This window comes from Pseudomonas versuta, assembly GCF_001294575.1.
GTDB classification, from domain to species: Bacteria; Pseudomonadota; Gammaproteobacteria; order Pseudomonadales; family Pseudomonadaceae; genus Aquipseudomonas; species Aquipseudomonas versuta.
This window is the reverse complement of sequence record NZ_CP012676.1, coordinates 3,332,281-3,351,265: the sequence shown is the minus strand read 5'-3', so window position 1 is coordinate 3,351,265 and position 18,985 is coordinate 3,332,281. Positions and strand designations below refer to the sequence as shown.

19 protein-coding genes, 1 tRNA gene and 1 pseudogene are annotated in these 18,985 nt (G+C 57.5%); 8 read left to right on the top strand and 13 right to left on the bottom strand.

The genetic code is table 11. The features are described from left to right. The first annotated feature begins 34 nt into the window (after positions 1–34). The 3 genes from AOC04_RS15020 to rpoS all read left to right on the top strand — a co-directional run bounded on the left by AOC04_RS15020 (position 35) and on the right by rpoS (position 2,799). Positions 35–670, top strand: coding sequence for a protein-L-isoaspartate(D-aspartate) O-methyltransferase (locus AOC04_RS15020; RefSeq protein ID WP_167344891.1), 636 nt, complete (start codon positions 35–37; stop codon positions 668–670). A 190-nt stretch (positions 671–860) separates the two neighbouring features. Continuing rightward, entirely contained in the window at positions 861–1,688 is an 828-nt protein-coding gene (locus AOC04_RS15015) for a peptidoglycan DD-metalloendopeptidase family protein (RefSeq protein WP_060694692.1), read from the top strand. A 187-nt stretch (positions 1,689–1,875) separates the two neighbouring features. After that, entirely contained in the window at positions 1,876–2,799 is a 924-nt protein-coding gene (gene rpoS / locus AOC04_RS15010; protein ID WP_397457302.1) for an RNA polymerase sigma factor RpoS, read from the top strand. Between the two features lie 627 nt (positions 2,800–3,426). On the opposite strand, the gene AOC04_RS15005 is transcribed toward rpoS, so the two are convergent. The 3 genes from AOC04_RS15005 to AOC04_RS14995 are packed head-to-tail and all read right to left on the bottom strand — an operon-like array spanning position 3,427 to position 5,978. Next, positions 3,427–4,476: an alkene reductase gene (locus tag AOC04_RS15005; RefSeq protein WP_060694688.1), complete on the bottom strand. Its 1,050-nt coding sequence runs from the start codon at positions 4,474–4,476 to the stop codon at positions 3,427–3,429. Between the two features lie 20 nt (positions 4,477–4,496). After that, a complete protein-coding gene (locus tag AOC04_RS15000) occupies positions 4,497–5,663 on the bottom strand; it encodes an MFS transporter (RefSeq protein WP_060694686.1) in 1,167 nt (388 codons plus the stop codon). Positions 5,664–5,675: 12 nt separating this feature from the next. After that, positions 5,676–5,978 carry an ArsR/SmtB family transcription factor gene (locus AOC04_RS14995; RefSeq protein WP_060694684.1) on the bottom strand — a complete coding sequence of 101 codons (303 nt, stop codon included), beginning with the start codon at positions 5,976–5,978 and terminating at the stop codon, positions 5,676–5,678. A gap of 156 nt (positions 5,979–6,134) precedes the next feature. Between AOC04_RS14995 and AOC04_RS14990 the strand changes: the two genes are divergently transcribed. After that, positions 6,135–6,719 (top strand): acyl carrier protein phosphodiesterase, encoded by a 585-nt coding sequence (locus AOC04_RS14990; RefSeq protein WP_060694682.1) that lies wholly within the window; start codon positions 6,135–6,137, stop codon positions 6,717–6,719. On the opposite strand, the gene AOC04_RS14985 is transcribed toward AOC04_RS14990, so the two are convergent. Together AOC04_RS14985 and olsB are read right to left on the bottom strand one after the other, a co-directional pair. Continuing rightward, complete coding sequence (locus tag AOC04_RS14985; RefSeq protein ID WP_082363715.1) at positions 6,668–7,513, bottom strand: lysophospholipid acyltransferase family protein; 846 nt, start codon at positions 7,511–7,513, stop codon at positions 6,668–6,670. The genes AOC04_RS14990 and AOC04_RS14985 overlap by 52 nt on opposite strands. Next, positions 7,513–8,268, bottom strand: coding sequence for an L-ornithine N(alpha)-acyltransferase (gene olsB, locus AOC04_RS14980; RefSeq protein WP_060694680.1), 756 nt, complete (start codon positions 8,266–8,268; stop codon positions 7,513–7,515). Before olsB ends, AOC04_RS14985 begins: the two co-directional genes overlap by 1 nt. Positions 8,269–8,530: 262 nt before the next feature. On the opposite strand from olsB, the gene AOC04_RS14975 reads away from it, so the two are divergent. The 3 genes from AOC04_RS14975 to AOC04_RS14965 all read left to right on the top strand — a co-directional run bounded on the left by AOC04_RS14975 (position 8,531) and on the right by AOC04_RS14965 (position 11,064). Continuing rightward, positions 8,531–9,121: a YceI family protein gene (locus tag AOC04_RS14975; protein WP_060694678.1), complete on the top strand. Its 591-nt coding sequence runs from the start codon at positions 8,531–8,533 to the stop codon at positions 9,119–9,121. A gap of 1 nt (position 9,122) precedes the next feature. After that, positions 9,123–10,280 carry a phospholipase D-like domain-containing protein gene (locus AOC04_RS14970; protein ID WP_060694676.1) on the top strand — a complete coding sequence of 386 codons (1,158 nt, stop codon included), beginning with the start codon at positions 9,123–9,125 and terminating at the stop codon, positions 10,278–10,280. Positions 10,281–10,428: 148 nt separating this feature from the next. Beyond that, positions 10,429–11,064, top strand: coding sequence for a LysE family translocator (locus AOC04_RS14965; protein ID WP_060694674.1), 636 nt, complete (start codon positions 10,429–10,431; stop codon positions 11,062–11,064). Positions 11,065–11,196: 132 nt separating this feature from the next. On the opposite strand, the gene AOC04_RS14960 is transcribed toward AOC04_RS14965, so the two are convergent. The 4 genes from AOC04_RS14960 to AOC04_RS14945 all read right to left on the bottom strand — a co-directional run bounded on the left by AOC04_RS14960 (position 11,197) and on the right by AOC04_RS14945 (position 13,260). Further along, positions 11,197–11,270: transfer RNA gene (locus AOC04_RS14960), tRNA-Gly, on the bottom strand. A gap of 107 nt (positions 11,271–11,377) precedes the next feature. Continuing rightward, complete coding sequence (locus AOC04_RS14955) at positions 11,378–12,235, bottom strand: alpha/beta fold hydrolase (RefSeq protein WP_060694672.1); 858 nt, start codon at positions 12,233–12,235, stop codon at positions 11,378–11,380. A 77-nt stretch (positions 12,236–12,312) separates the two neighbouring features. Next, a complete protein-coding gene (locus AOC04_RS14950; protein ID WP_060694669.1) occupies positions 12,313–13,005 on the bottom strand; it encodes a pseudouridine synthase in 693 nt (230 codons plus the stop codon). A gap of 33 nt (positions 13,006–13,038) precedes the next feature. Further along, positions 13,039–13,260, bottom strand: a complete 222-nt coding sequence (locus AOC04_RS14945; protein WP_060694668.1) for a cysteine-rich CWC family protein — start codon at positions 13,258–13,260, stop codon at positions 13,039–13,041. A 566-nt stretch (positions 13,261–13,826) separates the two neighbouring features. Between AOC04_RS14945 and ung the strand changes: the two genes are divergently transcribed. Next, positions 13,827–14,519 (top strand): uracil-DNA glycosylase, encoded by a 693-nt coding sequence (gene ung / locus AOC04_RS14935; RefSeq protein ID WP_060694664.1) that lies wholly within the window; start codon positions 13,827–13,829, stop codon positions 14,517–14,519. Positions 14,520–14,524: 5 nt separating this feature from the next. Here ung and AOC04_RS14930 read toward each other — a convergent pair whose 3' ends face one another. From AOC04_RS14930 to AOC04_RS14915, 4 genes and pseudogenes are all read right to left on the bottom strand, one after another. Beyond that, positions 14,525–15,559 (bottom strand): AbrB family transcriptional regulator, encoded by a 1,035-nt coding sequence (locus AOC04_RS14930; RefSeq protein ID WP_060694662.1) that lies wholly within the window; start codon positions 15,557–15,559, stop codon positions 14,525–14,527. Beyond that, positions 15,552–17,066 (bottom strand): tripartite tricarboxylate transporter permease, encoded by a 1,515-nt coding sequence (locus AOC04_RS14925; RefSeq protein ID WP_060694661.1) that lies wholly within the window; start codon positions 17,064–17,066, stop codon positions 15,552–15,554. Before AOC04_RS14925 ends, AOC04_RS14930 begins: the two co-directional genes overlap by 8 nt. Position 17,067: 1 nt before the next feature. Beyond that, entirely contained in the window at positions 17,068–17,526 is a 459-nt protein-coding gene (locus tag AOC04_RS14920; protein WP_060694659.1) for a tripartite tricarboxylate transporter TctB family protein, read from the bottom strand. 58 nt (positions 17,527–17,584) lie between these two features. Continuing rightward, a pseudogene (locus tag AOC04_RS14915) lies at positions 17,585–18,561 on the bottom strand (Bug family tripartite tricarboxylate transporter substrate binding protein). Between the last annotated feature and the right edge of the window lie 424 nt (positions 18,562–18,985).

Sequence of the window (18,985 nt, the reverse complement as noted above, 5' to 3'; positions counted from 1 at the left end):
CGAACAGGATGGCCTGATGCATCGCGGCATTGGCATGACCTCCGAGCGCACCCGGGAGCGGCTTATTCAGCGCCTGCGTGAAGAGGGCATCGTTAACCAGAAAGTGCTTGAGGTTATTCGGCGTACGCCTCGGCATCTGTTTGTTGATGAAGCATTGGCGCACCGGGCCTACGAAGACACAGCGCTACCGATAGGCAACAACCAGACCATCTCCCAGCCTTATATGGTGGCCCGCATGAGCGAGTTGCTGCTTGAGGACGGTCCGCTGGACAAGGTGATGGAGATTGGGACCGGCTCGGGCTACCAAACCGCGGTTCTGTCGCAACTGGTTGAACGGATATTTTCGGTAGAGCGGATCAAGGTGTTGCAGGATCGGGCCAAGGAGCGACTGCTTGAGCTCAACTTGCGCAACCTGGTGTTCCGGTGGGGTGATGGTTGGGAAGGCTGGCCTGCGCTGGCGCCTTATAACGGCATCATCGTGACAGCAGTGGCGACCGATGTGCCGCAGGCGTTGCTGGATCAACTGGCTCCCGGGGGGCGTCTGGTGATCCCGGTGGGTTCGGGTGAAGTGCAGCAATTGATGCTGATCGTGCGCGAAGAACACGGCTTTGCCCGTCGCGTGATCGGCAATGTGCGTTTTGTGCCATTGCTCAACGGGCCGTTGGCCTGAGTCTTTGTTTGGCCCTGCTGAATTATAGGGCCGGGCGCAGGTCATACTGCGCAGCGGCCGGGCTCTGCCATTGCCTGATTTTTTATGATGCGGCTTTGCAATCTGTAAGCTGCGTAGCCAGTTATACTTGCGACAAACCATGGCCAGTACTGGCGTTCTAATATTTAGCCATCTTCAAAGGGAGCGGCGGGTGAGTCTCACAGTCATTGCGCAGCGTATGGATATCAAAAGCTATCACAGGCTGGTGGTCGGTCTACTACTGAGTGCCACACTGGTTTTGTTGGCAGCGTGTTCCAGCACAACCAAGAACGGCGTGAGTGTGGTTGACCGCAATGGGGTGGCCCAGCGTCCGGCAGTAACCACCGGGCAATACGTCGTGCGCCGTGGCGACACCTTGTTCTCGATTGCTTTTCGTTACGGCTGGGACTGGAAGGCCCTGGCAGCGAAAAACAACATTGCGGCTCCTTTCACTATTGTCCCAGGTCAAACAATTCGCTTTGACGGGCGTGCCGGAACCTTGCCGGCAAGTGGCACCACAACCACCGTCGTATCGTCTTCTGCAGGCAGCAAGACCACGGTAATCAAGCGTCAGGGCGCAACAGCTGCTGCGCCAGCGCCAGTAGCGGCACTGCCTGCAGGCCCTGCGCCAAAAGGCTGGGGCTGGCCTTCAAATGGCATTTTGATTGGCAAATTTTCTTCAAACGGTAGTTTGAATAAAGGTATTGATATCGCCGGTGATTTGGGACAGCCTGTTTTGGCTGCGTCTGATGGATCAGTTGTTTACGCTGGCAGTGGATTGAGGGGCTACGGCGAATTAATCATCATCAAACACAGTGATACCTACGTCAGTGCATACGGTCACAACCGTAGGCTGTTGGTTCGGGAGGGACAGCAGGTCAAGGTCGGACAGACAATTGCCGAAATGGGGTCAACTGGTACAGACCGGGTGAAACTTCACTTTGAGATTCGCCGCCAAGGTAAACCTGTAGATCCACTGCAATTCCTTCCACGACGTTGATCGGTTACCAGCCTGTTCCTGATGTAGTTAAGGAACAGGCTCCAGCGTTGCCAAGGATATAGGCGATGCTTGAGCTTGAGGTCGAACTCACCAAAGGACTACAACAATGGCTCTCAGTAAAGAAGCGCCGGGGTTTGACATCGACGATGAGGTGCTCCTTATGGACTCCGGCATCGACAGAGAATTGATGTCAGAAGAAGACGACACCACCCCTACACCCCGGACCAAGTCCAAAAAAGCGACCGCTACAAAACAACACAAGTACATTGACTACACCCGGGCGCTCGATGCGACCCAGCTGTACCTCAATGAAATTGGCTTTTCCCCGTTACTCTCCCCTGCAGAAGAAGTTCACTTCGCGCGCCTTTCGCAAAGCGGAGATCCGGCCGGCCGCAAACGCATGATTGAAAGTAACTTGCGACTGGTGGTGAAAATCGCCCGACGCTATGTCAATCGTGGGCTATCGCTGCTGGATCTGATTGAAGAGGGCAACCTGGGGCTGATTCGGGCAGTCGAAAAGTTTGACCCCGAACGCGGATTCCGCTTCTCGACATACGCCACCTGGTGGATCCGCCAAACGATTGAACGGGCGATCATGAACCAGACCCGCACAATCCGTTTGCCGATCCATGTCGTTAAAGAGCTCAATGTCTACTTGCGAGCCGCGCGGGAACTTACGCAAAAGCTCGATCACGAACCTTCCCCTGAAGAAATCGCCAATCTGCTCGAAAAACCCGTCTCGGAGGTCAAGCGCATGCTTGGGCTGAATGAGCGGGTGTCCTCGGTAGATGTTTCTCTAGGCCCTGATTCTGATAAAACCCTGCTCGATACCCTGACAGATGATCGACCTACAGATCCTTGCGAGCTGCTTCAGGACGATGACTTGTCACAAAGTATTGACCAGTGGCTGTCTGAACTTACAGACAAGCAGCGCGAGGTGGTGATTCGCCGGTTCGGGCTGCGTGGTCATGAAAGCAGCACTCTTGAAGACGTTGGCCTGGAAATTGGCCTGACGCGCGAACGTGTTCGGCAGATTCAAGTAGAGGGGCTCAAGCGTCTGCGAGAAATCCTTGAACGCAACGGTTTGTCCAGTGAGTCGTTGTTTCAATAACAGGCGTCCTGATAGCTAAAAAACCCCGAATTATTCGGGGTTTTTTTATGCATGCACAATCTGGATCAATGCCCGCCCGAGGGGTTTTTTATGTACGCGCGGGCCGCGGGTTACTTTCAAATGTGCAGTCAGGGACCGTGGGGAAGTTTATCTGTCAGGGGCTGTAAGCCTTTGCTTACTTTTTATGTAAGCCAAGTGCGGAAAGGGACTTGCAGATAGTCTTTTTGTTACTTAAATATATTTTAACTTGTTGAATTTAAAAGGTTTTATACTTTTTTAAAAACTGATCTGCAATAACAAATCCTAACTGATGTGCTTGCAGCCATTTTTAAAGGCTTTAGTATCTCAACTGTGTCGACGGATCGACACAGTGCTCAAGGATGAACGCTGAAGGACATCGCATGATGCGATTCATCAGGATGATGAAAGGGATAAAAGGGAATAGGGAAAAAATGTGGGCGGGTCAAACCGCCCCTTTTTTTTGCCTTGAAAAATGTGTTCGCAGTTGCAGCCATGTTGACGGACCGTTCACCCGAATAAAATGCAAAACGCCCAAGGCCATGGCCTTGGGCGTTTTTCGTAGCAGGTGTGAAACCTGTTCAGGATGAACCCGTTCCCGCTCTGCGATTACAGCGTTGGATAGTCGATATAGCCGACAGGACCTTTGGCATAGAAGGTCTCTGGATGCGCTTCATTGAGCGGTGCATCGGCCTTCAGGCGTGCTGGCAGGTCTGGGTTGGCAATGAATGGCACACCGAATGCGACAGCATCGGCTTTACCCGCTGCGATCCAGGCATTGGCGCTGTCTTTTGTGAAGCGCTCATTGACGATGTACGGGCCGCCAAAGGCTGCCTTGAGCTGCGGGCCGAGGCTGTCTGCCGCTTCATGCTCGCGGGCACAGATATAGGCGATGCCGCGCTTGCCGAGTTCACGGGCTACATAACCAAAGGTTTCAGCCAGATTCTCATCACCCATGTCATGCAGGTCGGCACGTGGCGACAAATGCACGCCAACGCGGCCCGCGCCCCAGATATCAATGGCGGCATCGGTGACTTCCAGTAACAGACGAGCGCGGTTCTCGACTGAACCTCCGTATTGGTCAGTGCGCGTGTTGGTGCTGCTTTGCAGGAACTGATCGAGCAAGTAACCATTGGCGCCATGGATTTCTACGCCGTCAAAACCTGCGGCCTTGGCGTTCTCGGCACCGGTGCGGTAAGCCTCGACAATGTCTGCAATCTCGGCGGTTTCCAGTGCGCGTGGCGTCGGGAAATCAACCATCGGGCGCACCAGGCTTACATGGCCTTTGGCTGCAATGGCGCAGGGTGCAACAGGGGCTTCCCCGTTCAGATAGATCTCGTGGGAGATCCGGCCAACGTGCCACAACTGCAGCGCGATACGGCCACCGGCCGCGTGTACCGCCTTGGTGATGTTGGTCCAGCCTCGGACCTGGTCGGCAGACCAGATGCCAGGGGTGTCAGGGTAGCCAACGCCCATCGGCGTTACCGAAGTGGCTTCGCTCAGGATCAGGCCTGCTGACGCGCGCTGAACGTAATATTCAGCCATCAGCGCGTTTGGAACCCGCCCTTCATCGGCGCGGCAGCGGGTGAGGGGGGCCATGATGATGCGGTTAGGCAGTTCAAGGTCGCCCAGCTTGATCGGATCGAAAATCGTGGTCATTTATGCAGCCCTCGCAAGGATTAGTGTGTGGTAGCAGCCAGCTCGGAATTGCCGTTCTGGCGAAAAGTAATCAGGGTGACCAGCAGCGCCAGCACGGCTAAAGCCGCGGCAGCGAGTGGCACGCTGGTGAGGCCGAAGCCGTGGGCAATCACGCTGCCGCCAACCCAGGCACCCAGCGCGTTACCGATGTTGAATGCACCGATGTTCAGCGTGGACACCAGATTGGGGGCGGCCTTGCCGAAGGTCACAACGTTCACTTGCAGCGCGGGTACGGCGGCAAACGACGCGGTGGCCCACAGGAACAATGTGATCTCGGTCGGAATCAGGGCGACGCTGGTCCAGCTCAGTACGGTCGAAATAACCGCCATTGAGATGAATACGCCGATCAATGTGGCAGCCAGGCGCTTGTCGGCCAGCTTGCCGCCGATGATGTTGCCCACCGTCAGGCCCAGGCCGATCAGCAGCAGGGTCCAGGTCACGCCTTTTGGCGAGACACCGGTGACATCACCCAGCAACGGCGCGACGTAAGTGAACAGGGTGAACATCGACGCGGAAAACAGCGCCGTCATGCTTAACGAGAGCCAGATCCCGGCCCCCTTGAGTGCGGCCAGTTCGGCACGCATGTCGAGTTTCTCTTCATCGCGCCTGGCGGGAAGAAAGCGGATCAGGCCAATCAGCGCTATTACGCCAATCACGGTTACTGCGAAAAACGTCGAACGCCATCCTGCTGCCTGGCCGAGGGCGGTCCCCAAGGGCACGCCCAGCACGTTTGCCAGGGTCAGGCCGGTGAACATCAGCGCCACTGCCGAAGCGCGTTTGTTGGCAGGCACCAGGCCTGCAGCCACGACCGAACCAATACCAAAGAACGCGCCATGGCACAGGGCCGTTACCACACGGGCAAACATCAGTACGTTGTAATCACTGGCCAGTGCGCAGAGCAGGTTACCGATGATGAATATCACCATCAGCGCTACCAGCGCGGCCTTGCGCGGCAATTTGGCGGTGGCCAGTGCCATGAACGGGGCTCCGATAGCTACACCCAGGGCATAACCGGTCACGAGCCAGCCTGCTCCCGGGATCGAAACCCCGAGGTCCGCGGCGACATCGGGCAACAACCCCATGATCACGAACTCTGTGGTCCCGATGGCGAAAGCGCTGAGCGCCAGAATGAGTAGCGAGAGAGGCATTGGAAATCCTTGTTAAAGCTCTTGGTTCATTGTCGCGAGGAAAGCCTTGATGGTTTCCTCATTACGTTTGAAAAAGTGCCACTGGCCAACCTTCTGGCTAGTGATCAGACCGGCGCGTTGCAGGGTGGCGAGATGGGCAGAGACAGTGGATTGCGACAGGCCGAAACGTTGGTCGAACTGCCCGGCGCAGACGCCGTGTTCGGTGCTGTGATGCTGGTCGGGGAACTCCACTTGCGCGTTTTTAAGCAGGCAAATGATTTCTCGGCGTACTGGGTGTGCCAGCGCTTTTATTATTTCGTCGAGGTCGATCGGCATGATGGCGGTGCTCATTGAGATGCAGCGTTATATCGCGATAAGGCGAACTTTAAATCGTTATATCGCGATATACAAATATGATTTTGTTCTGGCTTCAGATTAAATCGATATATCGGGTTATAACGATATTGGTGTGGCAGTGGTAAACTGCCCGGCATGAATTATCTCGCACATCTGCACCTTGGCGGCCAGCGTCCTGAAGAATTACTCGGAAGCCTGTACGGCGACTTTGTCAAAGGACGGCTGCAAGGTGAGTACAGTCCACAAATCGAAGCTGCGATCCAGCTGCATCGCAGCATTGATGTGTTTACCGATGCACACCCCCTGGTCGACCGGTCGCTGTCGCGTTTCAGCCAGACTCGCAGGCGCTATGCCGGCATTGTGCTTGACGTTTTTTTCGACCATTGCCTGGCCCGGGACTGGGCACAGTACGGCGAAGGCCCCCTGGATCGCTTTACCTCGGGGTTCTACCGGGTGCTGGTGGCGCAGCCGCAATTGCCCAGGCGTCTGGCCGCCATCGCTCCACACATGGCCGCGCATGACTGGCTGGGGTCGTATCGCGACTTTTCGGTGTTGGAGCAGGTATTCAAAGGCATTGCGCGACGTCTTTCACGGCCCGAAGAGTTGGCCGGGGCGATGGCGGACCTCAATGCTCTTTATGAACCCTTGAGTGAAGATTTTCGGGCGTTTTATCCGCAGCTGCAGAGTTTTGCTGCGCAGCAGCGGTCAGTGTCGTCTTGATCGCCCGGGTTTAAACCTGCGCCACGCACGCCCGGCCCGCTGCCGCATAGAGGGCGGGTCACCACTCCCCGTATCGCCTCCTGCGCTCTAAAAGCCAGCACCGCACGTTCCTGCTGGTGACAGGCAATGGGCTCAAGCAGGTGAATCTCGACATCGGCCTGATCATGGCGAAACAAGCGCAACAAATGGGACAGCAAATCATCATCGCCAATAAACGGTGCAACCATATCGGCCTCACCATCGCGTAAATAGCGAATGGCGACTGGCTGCAGCGGCACTCGACTGTCAATGGCTGCCGACAGCAAGCGTCCATGAAAGGTACGTACGGAGCGTCCATCGGTGGTGGTGCCTTCGGGAAACATCAGCAAGGGCAGCTGTTGTTGCAAATGCTGGCTCATTTGCTGGCGAATCAGCTGGCTGTCGCCCGCCCCCCGGCGAATGAACAGGCTGCCGGCCTTGACCGCCAGCCAGCCTGCCACTGGCCAGCCGCGGACTTCGGCCTTGGACAGGAAAGACAGCGGCGTCAGCTGCCCGAGCAGGGCAATGTCAGTCCAGGACACGTGGTTGCTGACCCAGAGCATTGGCACTGTCGGCACCTCACCGAGCACCTTGACGCGAAAGGGCAGGGCATCACATAGCCGGGTCATAAAAAACTGCGACCAGCGTTGTCGACGGGCCATCGTACCGTCGAGGTGCAAACGCTCCATCAGCCCGAACAGACTTGCCATGCCCAAGCCCAGGCCGACCACGGCGAGAACCCGTGCCACACGCCCATATTGGCGCAGGCGATTCATTACATCGCCGCCTTGAAGTGACGGGCATAACGCGGGCACAACTCGTCACGCTTGAGCAGGATAAAAACATCGGCTACCTGAAAGTCCTCATCCCAGCACGGCTCGCCACAGATCTTGGCGCCCAGGCGCATGTAGGCCTTGAGCAACGGCGGCATTTCGGTGATGACATTGGCTGGAATATCCAGAGCCGGTAGCGGCTTTTTGGGCTCTGCGCGCACGTGTTCGGTGCTCAGATAGCGTTCGCGCAAACGCTGCATGATCGCCTGTGCCTGGATGCCGCCGTCGTGCATCGGAATGCTCGCGCACCCCATGAGGTAGTGGTAGTCACCCCGGTTCAGAGCCTCGGCCAACTCACCCCAGAGCACGGCGATGGTGCCGCCATTGCGATAGGCCGGGTCGACGCAGGTGCGGCCTATCTCCAGCACGGGCCCTTGCAGGTGTGCCAGCCCGTGAAGGCTGAATTCTTCTTCGCTGTAGAAACGGCCGATGCTGAGTGCCGCGTAATGATCGAGCAGGCGGGTCGTGGCTACCAGTTGGCCGCTGTTGAGGTCACGAACGCCGATATGTTCGCAATGAGCGTCGTAATCATCTTCATCCAGTTCACGTTCTGCACTCTTGAGCGTTGCTTTCAATTCGCCGCTAAAAACACGAAAACGCAGGGCTTGAGCTTCACGCAAGGCGCCGGGGCCGATCAGGCGCTCTGCCTTCAGGCGTCGTTCTTGAACGGTGTCGCGGATACGGGCGATCTGGGACATTGCGAATCTCCGTGCAGGCACTGCGCCTGCCTTGGTTTTCTGCCAATCGACTGAGGTGTGCAACTTCAGGCTAGGCAGGTGCAATGTCATCACCATGACGTTTGGATGATGCTTGTATGACAGGCTTTATGCCGGTGTGGTCCGGTGGAACTGCAAGCCGGGATCGGCGTCCTACTTCAGTGTGAAAAAATTCCGCCACAGCGCTTGCATGTACCCGGACTCGGGGTAATGTTCGTCCACGTTTATCTGCCTATGAGTTTTTATGTTCAAAGCGTTTTTATCTTCTGTCTGCGCCCTGTTGCTGACGCTCGGCGTGAGCCTGTCTGCCCAGGCCAACTGGTACCTGGACGGTGAGTCTTCAAGGCTGTCATTTATCACCACGCAAAATGCCAATGTCGCCAACGTGCATCGTTTTTTAGTGCTGCACGGCAAAGTCGACCGTAAGGGCCACGCGCAACTGCGCATCGAAATGGACTCGGTCAACAGTGCGGTGCCGTTGCGCGATGAGCGTATGCGTGACCTGTTGTTCGATTTCAAAAACTTCCCGGAAGCGCAAATCACCGCGCAGATAGATCTGCAGCCCATCAATGACCTTGCCAGCGGTGCGCAGCTGGAACTGCACTTGCCGGTCACGGTCAGCTTGCGTGGCAAACAGCACACCTACGAGGCCGAACTTCTGGCAACGCGTCTTGATGAACGACGCTTTCAAGTCGTCACGCTTGAACCGCTGATGCTGCAAGCCGAAGACTTTGGCTTGCAGCCGCCACTTGAAACACTGCGTAAATTGGCCGGCTTGTCGGCTATCAGCTTTTCAGTACCGGTGGGTGCGGTGCTGATTTTCACGGCCCGCTGATATGGCCGGCGCAGTGTTTCCATGGCGCAGCGCCAATCAATTCGAGTTGCTGATTGACGGGCTGCAATTTTTCCCTCGCATGCTGGCGGCTATCGACCAGGCGCAAGAACATGTCGATCTGGAGCTGTATCTGGTTGAGGCCGGCGACTGTGCCGAAGCCATTGTTCAGGCCCTGGAACAGGCGGCCTGGCGCGAAGTGCGGGTGCGTTGTCTGTTTGACGGATACGGCAGCCTGGCGTTTACCACGGGCTTGCGGCGCAGACTGACCGATGCCGGGGTCGAACTCAGGTTCTACAACCGGTTGAGCTGGCGCCGGGGGCTGAATAACCTGTATCGCGATCATCGCAAGCTATTGCTGGTGGATCATCAATTGGCCGTGGTCGGTGGCACCGGGGTGACCGATGAATTTTGGCAGCCCGGCCAAAACACCTGCGACTGGCATGAAGTCATGGTCGCCATCGAAGGTCCGTTGGTGCAGGACTGGCAGATGCTGTTTGATCGCCAGTGGCGCGCCAATATCAGCCGTAAGGCCTGGAGACCGGCGACGCACTTCGGCTTGCCGCGTCTGCCGCGGGTCCCCGATGAAGGAGACGGTATGGGGCGCGTGGCATATGCCGATGCCCATCAACACCGCGATATTCTGCAATCGCTGGTGCGTGCGATTAACAGTGCGCAACATCGCATCTGGCTGGCCACGCCTTATTTCCTGCCCACCTGGAGCGTTCGGCGTTCGTTGCGTCGTGCGGCGAACAGGGGGGTCGATGTGCGCTTGTTGCTGACAGGGCCGCGTACCGATCATCCATCCGTACGCTATGCCGGGCATCGTTACTACCCGCGGCTACTCAAGTCCGGGGTGCAGATATTTGAATACCAGCCGTGTTTTTTGCATCTGAAAATGGTCCTGATCGACGATTGGGTGAGTATTGGCTCGTGCAACTTCGATCACTGGAATTTGCGCTTTAACCTTGAAGCCAATCTCGAAGCGCTGGACCCCGCGTTGACTCAGGCAGTGGCCGCCAGTTTTGTCACCGACTTCGCCCAGAGCCTGCCCATCAGCCTGCAAGCCTGGCAGTCCCGTCCTCTATGGCGACGGGTCAAACAGCGAATCTGGGGCTGGGTTGACCGTCTGGTGGTTAACGTTCTGGGACGCCGCCACTAGCCCGGCAAAACCCGCGTTGAGGGTTTTGTTGAGCCCTATGCAAATTTTTCCCGGGCATTCGGTTACAGAGCGCTGCCGAACGTGCAAAATCGTGCCACCTCGCGGGCCAATGGACAGCCTGAGGCACGATTTTTCTGGAGCGTTTTGCATGACACCTTCGTTGTTACTGGCGGTACTGGCTTCTGGCTTTATCTATGGCATCACCCCGGGCCCCGGGGTGCTGGCTGTTTTTGGTATTGGTGCTGCCCGTGGTCGACGTGCCGGGGCCGGATTTCTATGCGGTCATTTGCTGGGCGATGTGATCTGGTGCAGTACCGCGCTGATTGCCATTGTCGGCGCGCGCGAGTTTGGCAGTACCGCATTCAATGTCCTGGGCTTGCTCAGCGGCCTTTACCTGTTCTGGTTGGGGCTGCGTGCGGTGCGTGCCCGGCGCGGCAACGTGGCGCAACAAGGTCCTGCGCGCCAGCCTTTTGCACACGGGGTTCTGTTCGGCCTCACCAACCCCAAGGCCTACCCCGTTGCGGTGGCAACCTTCACGGCATTGCTTTCCAGTCGCGCAGAACTGCTGACATGGGCAATGCTGCCGTGGCTGATCGTATTGAGTTTTGTGGGGGGCGCAGCGGCTTATGTGATTCTGATCGGCGTTGTCGGCGCCGGGCACGTGCGGGCGCTGTATCAACGCCATGAACTGCTGATCACCCGCCTGTGCGGCGTGATGTTCATCGGTTTTGCCATCAGCGCCCTGATGCATGCCCTGCCGGGGTTGTTGGCAAGTATTGCTTGAGCACATAAAGGGGGCGGCAGCGGGTGCTGCACAGCACTGGAAGCTGATTGCAATGATGCGAAGGGTTGGCTAACGAGGTGCTGGTTGAGGTTAACCAGCTTGGCTTTCGCAGGGGTGAAAGCCATAAAGAAGTGGAGCGGGTAGAGGGAATCGAACCCTCATCTAAAGCTTGGGAAGCTTTCGTTCTACCACTAAACTATACCCGCTCAGAGCGGCTGACTTTGTACCAGAAGTCAGCCTTGATGAGAAGTTTTTATTCCTGAAATTGCAAATTTAAAGCGTCTCCAATCCCTCACTTCCCCCTGACACCGCATCAGCGGCTAGCTGCCAGGTGCAGAGAGTGTGCCGGCTCCAGAAAATCGAGCACTGCGGCCTTGCTGATATGGCTGGCAGATTTGTGTTCCATATCCAGAAAATGACCGGTGTTTTCCAGGCGCACAAACTGACTGTTCTCAATCGTGCGGACAAAGTGTCGAGCGTCATTGGCCGAGGTGTATTCATCCCATGCGCCATTGATGAACAGCACCGGAATCTCGATGCCCCGGGACGTATTGAGGAAGCACGGATGGTCGCAGGTCAGGACCTGGTTGATGTGAAAGTGCATTTGCGCGTACTCGTGTTCGGCCAGGCTGCTGACATGCCGGAAGTTGAAGCGTTTGAACAGCGACGGTAGATGTTTGCCCAGCGTGTCGTTGACCAGATTGCCGACTTGTGTGCGGTTGCAGTCTGCAAGGCAGCGCCGGCCGCGCTCCAGGTAATCGCGCATGGCCTCGTTGATCAGCGGTGAAAACGAACTGATCACGGCTTTCTCGATGCGTCGTGGGCTGCACGCCAGTGCTGTCAGCGCGGTAGTCCCGCCCCATGAGAACGACATCAGGTAATTCGCCGAAAAATGCTCGATCAACTCCAGAAGCACTTGTGCTTCAAGTTCGCTGGTCAGCATTTTTTGATGTCGATTGTGAGGTTTTGACTTGCCCGCATAGGGCTGGTCGTACAGTACGACGTTCATATGCGGGTGCAGATTTTTCAGGGTCTGGGCAAACGATGCGGTCGTGGCCATGGAGCCGTTGACCAGGATAATGGTGTGCTCTGCAGTAGCCGAGCGATAGAACTCGGTGTGAATTCGATACTGGCCTTGAAGGTCGAGCACGGTGATTTCGGGCTTGAGCATGGCGTCGTACTCCAGTGAATCGAGCGTCGGTCAGACCGAGGATGCACCGGGTATATGACAGTCAGGCGGGCGAGGGGTCAGAACAACCCGACTTCTTCAGGGCTCAGGGGCCGGTACTGGCCGGGGGCGAGCTGGCTGTCGAGCACCAATGGCCCGATGCTCTCCCGGTGCAGGCGCACAACCTTGTTGTTGAAGTAGCCAAACATGCGTTTGACCTGGTGGTAACGCCCTTCGACGATACTCAGGCGAGCACTGCAGGGGCCCAGTAATTGGAGCCCGGCGGGTTGCGTGGTCAGGTCTTCATAGGCGAAATAAATGCCTTCATTGAACTGGGTTACATACTCGGCGCCAATCACCTGCTCGGTCTCAACGTAATACACCTTGGGCATTTTGGTTTGCGGTTGGGTCAGATGGCGTGACCAGTGGCCGTCATTGGTAATCAGCATCAACCCGCTGGTATTGAAGTCCAGCCGGCCCGCGATATGCAGATCGTGCTTGTCCGGTTCGTCCAGCAAATCGAGTACTGTCGGGTGCTCCGGGTCTTGCGTGGCACTCACGCACCCCGGCGGTTTATGCAGCATGAAGTACCGTGCAGGTTTGCCGGCCTGCAACAGTTGAGCGTCGTATTCAATGCGACTGAAATCCCGGACTTCATGGTGCGGATCGCTAACGACCCGGCCATCTACCCGAATCCGTTTTTCGATCAGCAGCAGGCGCACTTGCTGGCGGCTGAATTGGGGCTGGTTGCTCAGAAAACGGTCTAGGCGCATAACGATCAATCACAATAAATACAGGCGGGCATCTTACGCGAGGCGTTCCGCCTGCGCGGGCGGCAATTGGCTTAGAACGTTCGCGCAACGCGGGCACAGGCAGGCCAGGTTCTGCTGTTCGAGTGGCAAGGCTTGCAGCACCTGCGGGGCGATACTCACGCCATAGCACCAGCAGGGCTGGTTCGCGGTATCAGCGCGGGCCATTGAGCAGTCATTGCGCGCGCCGCATGCAGGGCAGAGATCAGGTGGGGTCATGGCAGGAGTCCGGTGATTGGCTCGCGTATTGTATGCGCACTGCAGGCCTGTATGCCCCGGGCAGGATCGAAGGTCAGAATTATTCCACACGCGGCACCGAAGCCGTTTTTCGTGGTCTTAAAAAGTATCGGATGGCATTGCCATCTGTCGCTGCCCGGCGCCGCCGGGTGTGCTCCTTAGCGGTCCGGGAGGCCGCCATGTATCGTCGTCTGCTTACCCTTGTAGTCCTTAGTCTGGCGTTATGCGCCTGTGTGCCCTATTACCCTGGCTACGGAGGCTACCGCTCTGAGGTATATGTAGCGCCAGCGCCCTATGGCTATGGTGGATACGGCCCTTATTACGGCCATTCCCGTGGCTACTATGCTCCGCCTCCACGCTATTATCAGGGACCGCCGCGTTATCACCACGGGCCTGCTTATCAGTCAGGTCATGGGCCTGGCCATGGCGGGGAGCAAGGCCAGGGCCGGGGCTGGGACAGGTAGAGATTACCGGCGGGTTGCACAGATGAATTGACAATGGAGGCGGGCTTTTCTAGTGTCCGCTCCATTGTTTTTCAGGATGTAGTCATGACGTCGGATGATCGTATAAAACTTGAACCGGTCTGGAAGCAGGCTTTGCGTGAGGAGTTCGAACAACCCTATATGGCCCAGTTGCGTGAATTCCTGCGTCAGGAGCATGCCGCCGGCAAGGAAATTTACCCGCCGGGCCCGCTTATCTTCAATGCCCTTAACCTGACCCCGCTGGACAAGATCAAAGTCGTCATCCTTGGTCAGGACCCTTATCACGGCCCTGGCCAGGCACATGGCCTGTGTTTTTCGGTCCAGCCCGGCATTCCCGTACCACCCTCGCTGGTCAATATTTATAAAGAGCTCAAGCGCGATCTGAATATCGATATCGCCACCCATGGCTGCTTGCAGCACTGGGCAGAGCAGGGGGTTTTACTGCTCAACACCACCATGACAGTGGAGCGCGCAAACGCGGCGTCTCACGCCAAAAAAGGCTGGGAGCATTTCACCGACTGCATTATCCAGGTCGTGAGCGAGCAACAGCCCAAGCTGGTGTTTTTGTTGTGGGGCGCCCATGCGCAAAGCAAGCAGAAATTGATCGATGCGACCAAGCATCTGGTGCTGACGTCAGTGCATCCTTCGCCGCTTTCCGCTTACCGAGGGTTTATCGGTAACGGTCATTTCAGTCGCACCAACAAGTTTCTTGAGCAAAACGGGTTGACCCCGATCGACTGGAAATTGTCGCCAGCTTGAGGGGTTTAGTCCGGGCGTGGCCGTACCCAATAGCGAAACAGGGGTTCGGCCAGAAACAGCACGAACAGCAAGCGCATCACTTGCAAGGCCGTGACCAACGGCACCGACAACTGCAGGGTCTCTGCAGTCAGGCTCATTTCGGCAATTCCGCCGGGCATCATTCCCAGGGTCATTGAGCGCAGATCGAGCTGAGTCAGACTGCTCAAGCCGAGTGCGCACAGGCTGGCAATCAGCATCGTCAGCGCCGTCCCTATTAATGTGCGGCCAATGAACGACGGGGCACGGCGAAAAAAAGCCCGATTGAAATGGCAGCCCAGTCCGCTGCCAATCAACCATTGGCCCGCCTGGCTGCTGCCATCGGGCAGGCCGATGTGCAAGTCCCACAAAATACTGACGCTGGCGCTGACCAGCAGCGGCCCGAATAACCAGGGGTTGGGCTGGCGCAAACGCTGCCAGATCCAGGCCGCTAGTGCTCCGGCCGGAAACAGCAGGACTAACCAGTAGAAGTTGACGGATGCGGGATGCAGCGCTGGAGCGCCTTCGCCGAGCAAGTACTTGAAGGCGGCCGGTACGCACAGCACCACCATCAACACTCTGAGGCTCTGCCCGGCAGCGACCCGGCTCAGCACGGCACCATTGCGCGCGCCCAGATTGACCATTTCCCCCGAGCCGCCCGGCATGCTGGAGAAGAACGCCGTAGCACGGTCTTCACCACTGCGACGCATGATCCACACCCCGATCACGCTCGACACGCTGGTGAGCAGCGCCCCGATAAAGATCAGACCGAAATGCGCCAGCACCTGCTCAATGACCACGGGGGTGAAGTGCAGGCCGATCCCTATGCCCACAATCCACTGCCCGCATTTACGTCCGCCCGGAATCTCGGCCAACTGCCACGGGGTCAGGCAGCGGACCAAAATGATTGCCAGCAACGAGCCGACCATCCAGGGCAGTGGCCAGCCAATTTGGCTGGCGAGAAAGCCGCCGGTCAGGCCGACCAGCGGCGTTCCCCACCAATGCCTGAACCCTTGTTCAGGCATTGGCGAGTGCGCGACGTTTGGCGCTGCGCTTGCGCCAGATGCGCAGAACGGGCATCAGCAGCATGATCGCGGTCAGCACCCAGACCCCCAGCGTGATCGGGCTTGCCCACAGAATTTCCAGCGCACCGTTGGAAATCGACAGGGCACGCCGCAAGTTCTGCTCCATCAGTCCGCCCAGGATGAAGCCCAAAAGCACGGGCGATAGCGGGAAGTCGAGCTTGCGCAGGATATAGCCGAAGATACCGATACCGATCATCAGGAACAGATCGAAAGTCGTGGCGTGGACTGCATAGACACCGATGGCGGTAATAATCGCGATCACCGGCACCAGCGCCCAATTGGGCACTGCAAGAATCCGGGTGAAAATGCGAATCATCGGAATGTTGAGGATCACCAGCATGATGTTGGCGATAAACAACGATGCGATCAGGCCCCAGACGATATCCGGCTGCTGTTGAAACAACAGCGGGCCGGGCGTGATGTTGTACAACGACAACGCGCCAATCATTACAGCCGTGGTGCCCGATCCCGGTACACCCAGGGTCAGCATCGGTACCAGGGCACCGCAGGCCGAAGCCCCGATGGCTGTCTCGGGCGCTGCCAGACCGCGCATGTCACCTTCGCCGAATTTGCCGGTGGTACCCGCCAGGCGTTTTTCCGTCATGTAGGCCACGGCGCTGGCCAGGGTTGCGCCGGCACCCGGCAGCACGCCCATGATGAAACCGAGCAGACCGCACCGGATGTTCACCACGAATACGGCGGATGCTTCTTTGAAGTTGAACATCATGCGGCCGGTGGCTTTTACGGCCTCTTGCCCGCGGTGGGTTTTTTCCAGCAGCAACAGGATTTCGCTGATTGAAAACAGGCCCAGTACCAGCACCACAAACTGGATGCCGTCAGTCAGGTGGATGTTGTCCCCTGTGAAACGGTACACCCCGCTGTTGGCATCAATCCCCACCGTCGACAGAAACAGGCCGATCAAGGCCGCGATAAATGTCTTGAGTGGACGATCTCCGGCCATGCCGCCCAGGCAGACAATGGCGAATACCATCAGTACGAAGTATTCCGCCGGGCCGAAGGCGATCGCCCATTTGGCCAGCAGCGGGGCGAACAGCACCATGCCGCAGGTGGCAATAAAGGCGCCAATGAATGAGCTCCAGGCAGACAGCGAAAGCGCCACGCCTGCCAGGCCTTTACGGGCCATCGGGTAGCCGTCCAGGGTGGTCATGACGGTCGATGCTTCACCGGGGATGTTCAGCAGGATCGAGCTGATACGCCCGCCGTACTCACAGCCCAGGTAGACGGCCGCCAGCAGGATCAGCGCAGACTCGGGTGGCAGCCCAAGGGCGAAAGCAATGGGGATCAGCAGGGCGACCCCGTTGATGGGGCCAAGACCTGGAAGCAATCCGACCACGGTGCCAATCAAGGTGCCACACAGTGCGGTGATCAGGTTGTAGGGGGTGAGCGCGACGCCAAAGCCCTGTCCCAAATAGCCAAAAGTATCCATATCAGTTCTCCAGAACGTCGAGCAGGCCAAGTGGCAGCGGAACATCCATGGCTTTATCGAACAGCAGATAAAGAGCGACGCTCATCAAGCTGATGATCACGATGCTCGGCAACCAGCGACCGCCATACAAACGGGCCATCGGGATGCCGACCAGCGCGCTGCTGAGGATAAAACCCAGTGGTTCGAAGGTGCCGGCGAAGACCAGAAGCAGCAGAACACACAGGCCGATCTTGGTCAGAGTCTGGCGATCCAGTTGTGGGTCTTCTTCGCTATGTACGACAGGCGACGGGCGAACAATCATGTAAATCAAACCCAGTGCCATCAAGGCGAGCATGAGCAAGGGGAAGGCGCGAGGACCTACAGGCTCGTAGGAAAACGCTGCCTGGTAAGGCCAGGCCATTATCGCTAGACCGGCACAGACGATGAGCAGGCCCGAGGCAAAAATTCGTTGGAAGAGCATGGTTCACTCCTGGGCGGAGCCCCCCATATCCAGGGGCTCAGCCAGCGGATGGCGACGGTTACTGGATCAGGCCAAATTCCTGGGCCAGGGTTTTGTAGTCGGCCACCTGTTTTTTCACATAGGTGTCCAGCTCCGGCCCGGTCATGGCGAAGGGGAAGAGTTCACGCTGATCGCGCAGCTTGGCGAATTCGTCAGAGGCCAGCAGTTTGTCGAAAGCGTCTTTCCACCATGCGTAGTCTTCATCGCTGACTTTTGGCCCCAGGTAAAAGCCGCGCACCACTGGCCAGACAATGTCGTAGCCCTGTTCTTTGGCGGTCGGGATGTTCTTCATCTCGGGGTCATCGAGGCGTTCATTGGCGAACACTGCGAGCAGGCGCATATCACCGCTCTGGATGTGCGGCATGGAGTCGGAAATATCGGTGCTGCCTACTTGAATGTGCCCGCCCAGCAGGGCCGTTGCGATTTCACCGCCACCTTCGAGGGCTACATAGCGCAAGTCACGCGGGTTGATTCCGGCGGCCTTGGCGATCAGGGCCGTCTGCATCCAGTCCTGGCTACCGACAGTGCCACCGGAGCCGATGACCACTTTGCCTGGATCTTTCTTCAGGGCCTGAACCAGATCATCGAGGTTCTTGTAGGGCGAATCGCTTTTCACCGCAATTGCGCCATAGCTGGTACCCACGGCGGCGAGCCAGCGCACGGCGTTCTCATCGAAACGACCGAACTTGCCTTGCGCAAGGTTGAGCAGCGAACCACTGGACCAGGCCACTAGCGTGCCGGCGTCGGCCGGGCGCTGTGCGACCACGGCGTTGTAGGCAACGGCGCCAACGCCACCGGGCATGTACGTCACGCGCATCGGTTTGCTGAGCAGCTTTTCGTTCACCAGTGCGCTTTGTGCCAGCTTGCAAGTGAGGTCGAAACCACCGCCGGGGAGGCCGGTGCGATGCATTCCGGGCGTTTCGGTTCAGCCATCAGTTGGCCAGTGAATAGCAGGCAGCTGGCGGCGAGAGCGACGGTGCGCAGTGATAGGTTCATGGTGTCTCCACAGGCGTTTTTGTTTTTAGGGGGCTGGTGTTGTTCGCTGCTGCCGTTACGCGCGGGCAACGATCGCGCAGGGCTGGCGTGGGGCCTCAGGCGTATTGCGGACAAAATGAAGACGACAGGAAGTCATTCGCAAGCCAGTTGCAGTGTTGGATCGACACGGGGGAAACACAAAGACGGCGGGCATCGGGCTGAAGCGTCAGCATGCGGGGTGCTCCATTATTGTTCTTATTGGCGAAAACGCTTCGAGGCGTTTTTCAGGGCGATACGTTATGACAGTTGTAACTGTCCATTTCCGGATCCTAATCAGCCAACCTTTCGCGAACCTTTCAGTTGCCTTTCATTGGCCTTTCACGGTTTTCGCACTTCACAGTATTTCTGCCGTCTGTACACTCCGCGCAAAGACAGGCCCCCGGCC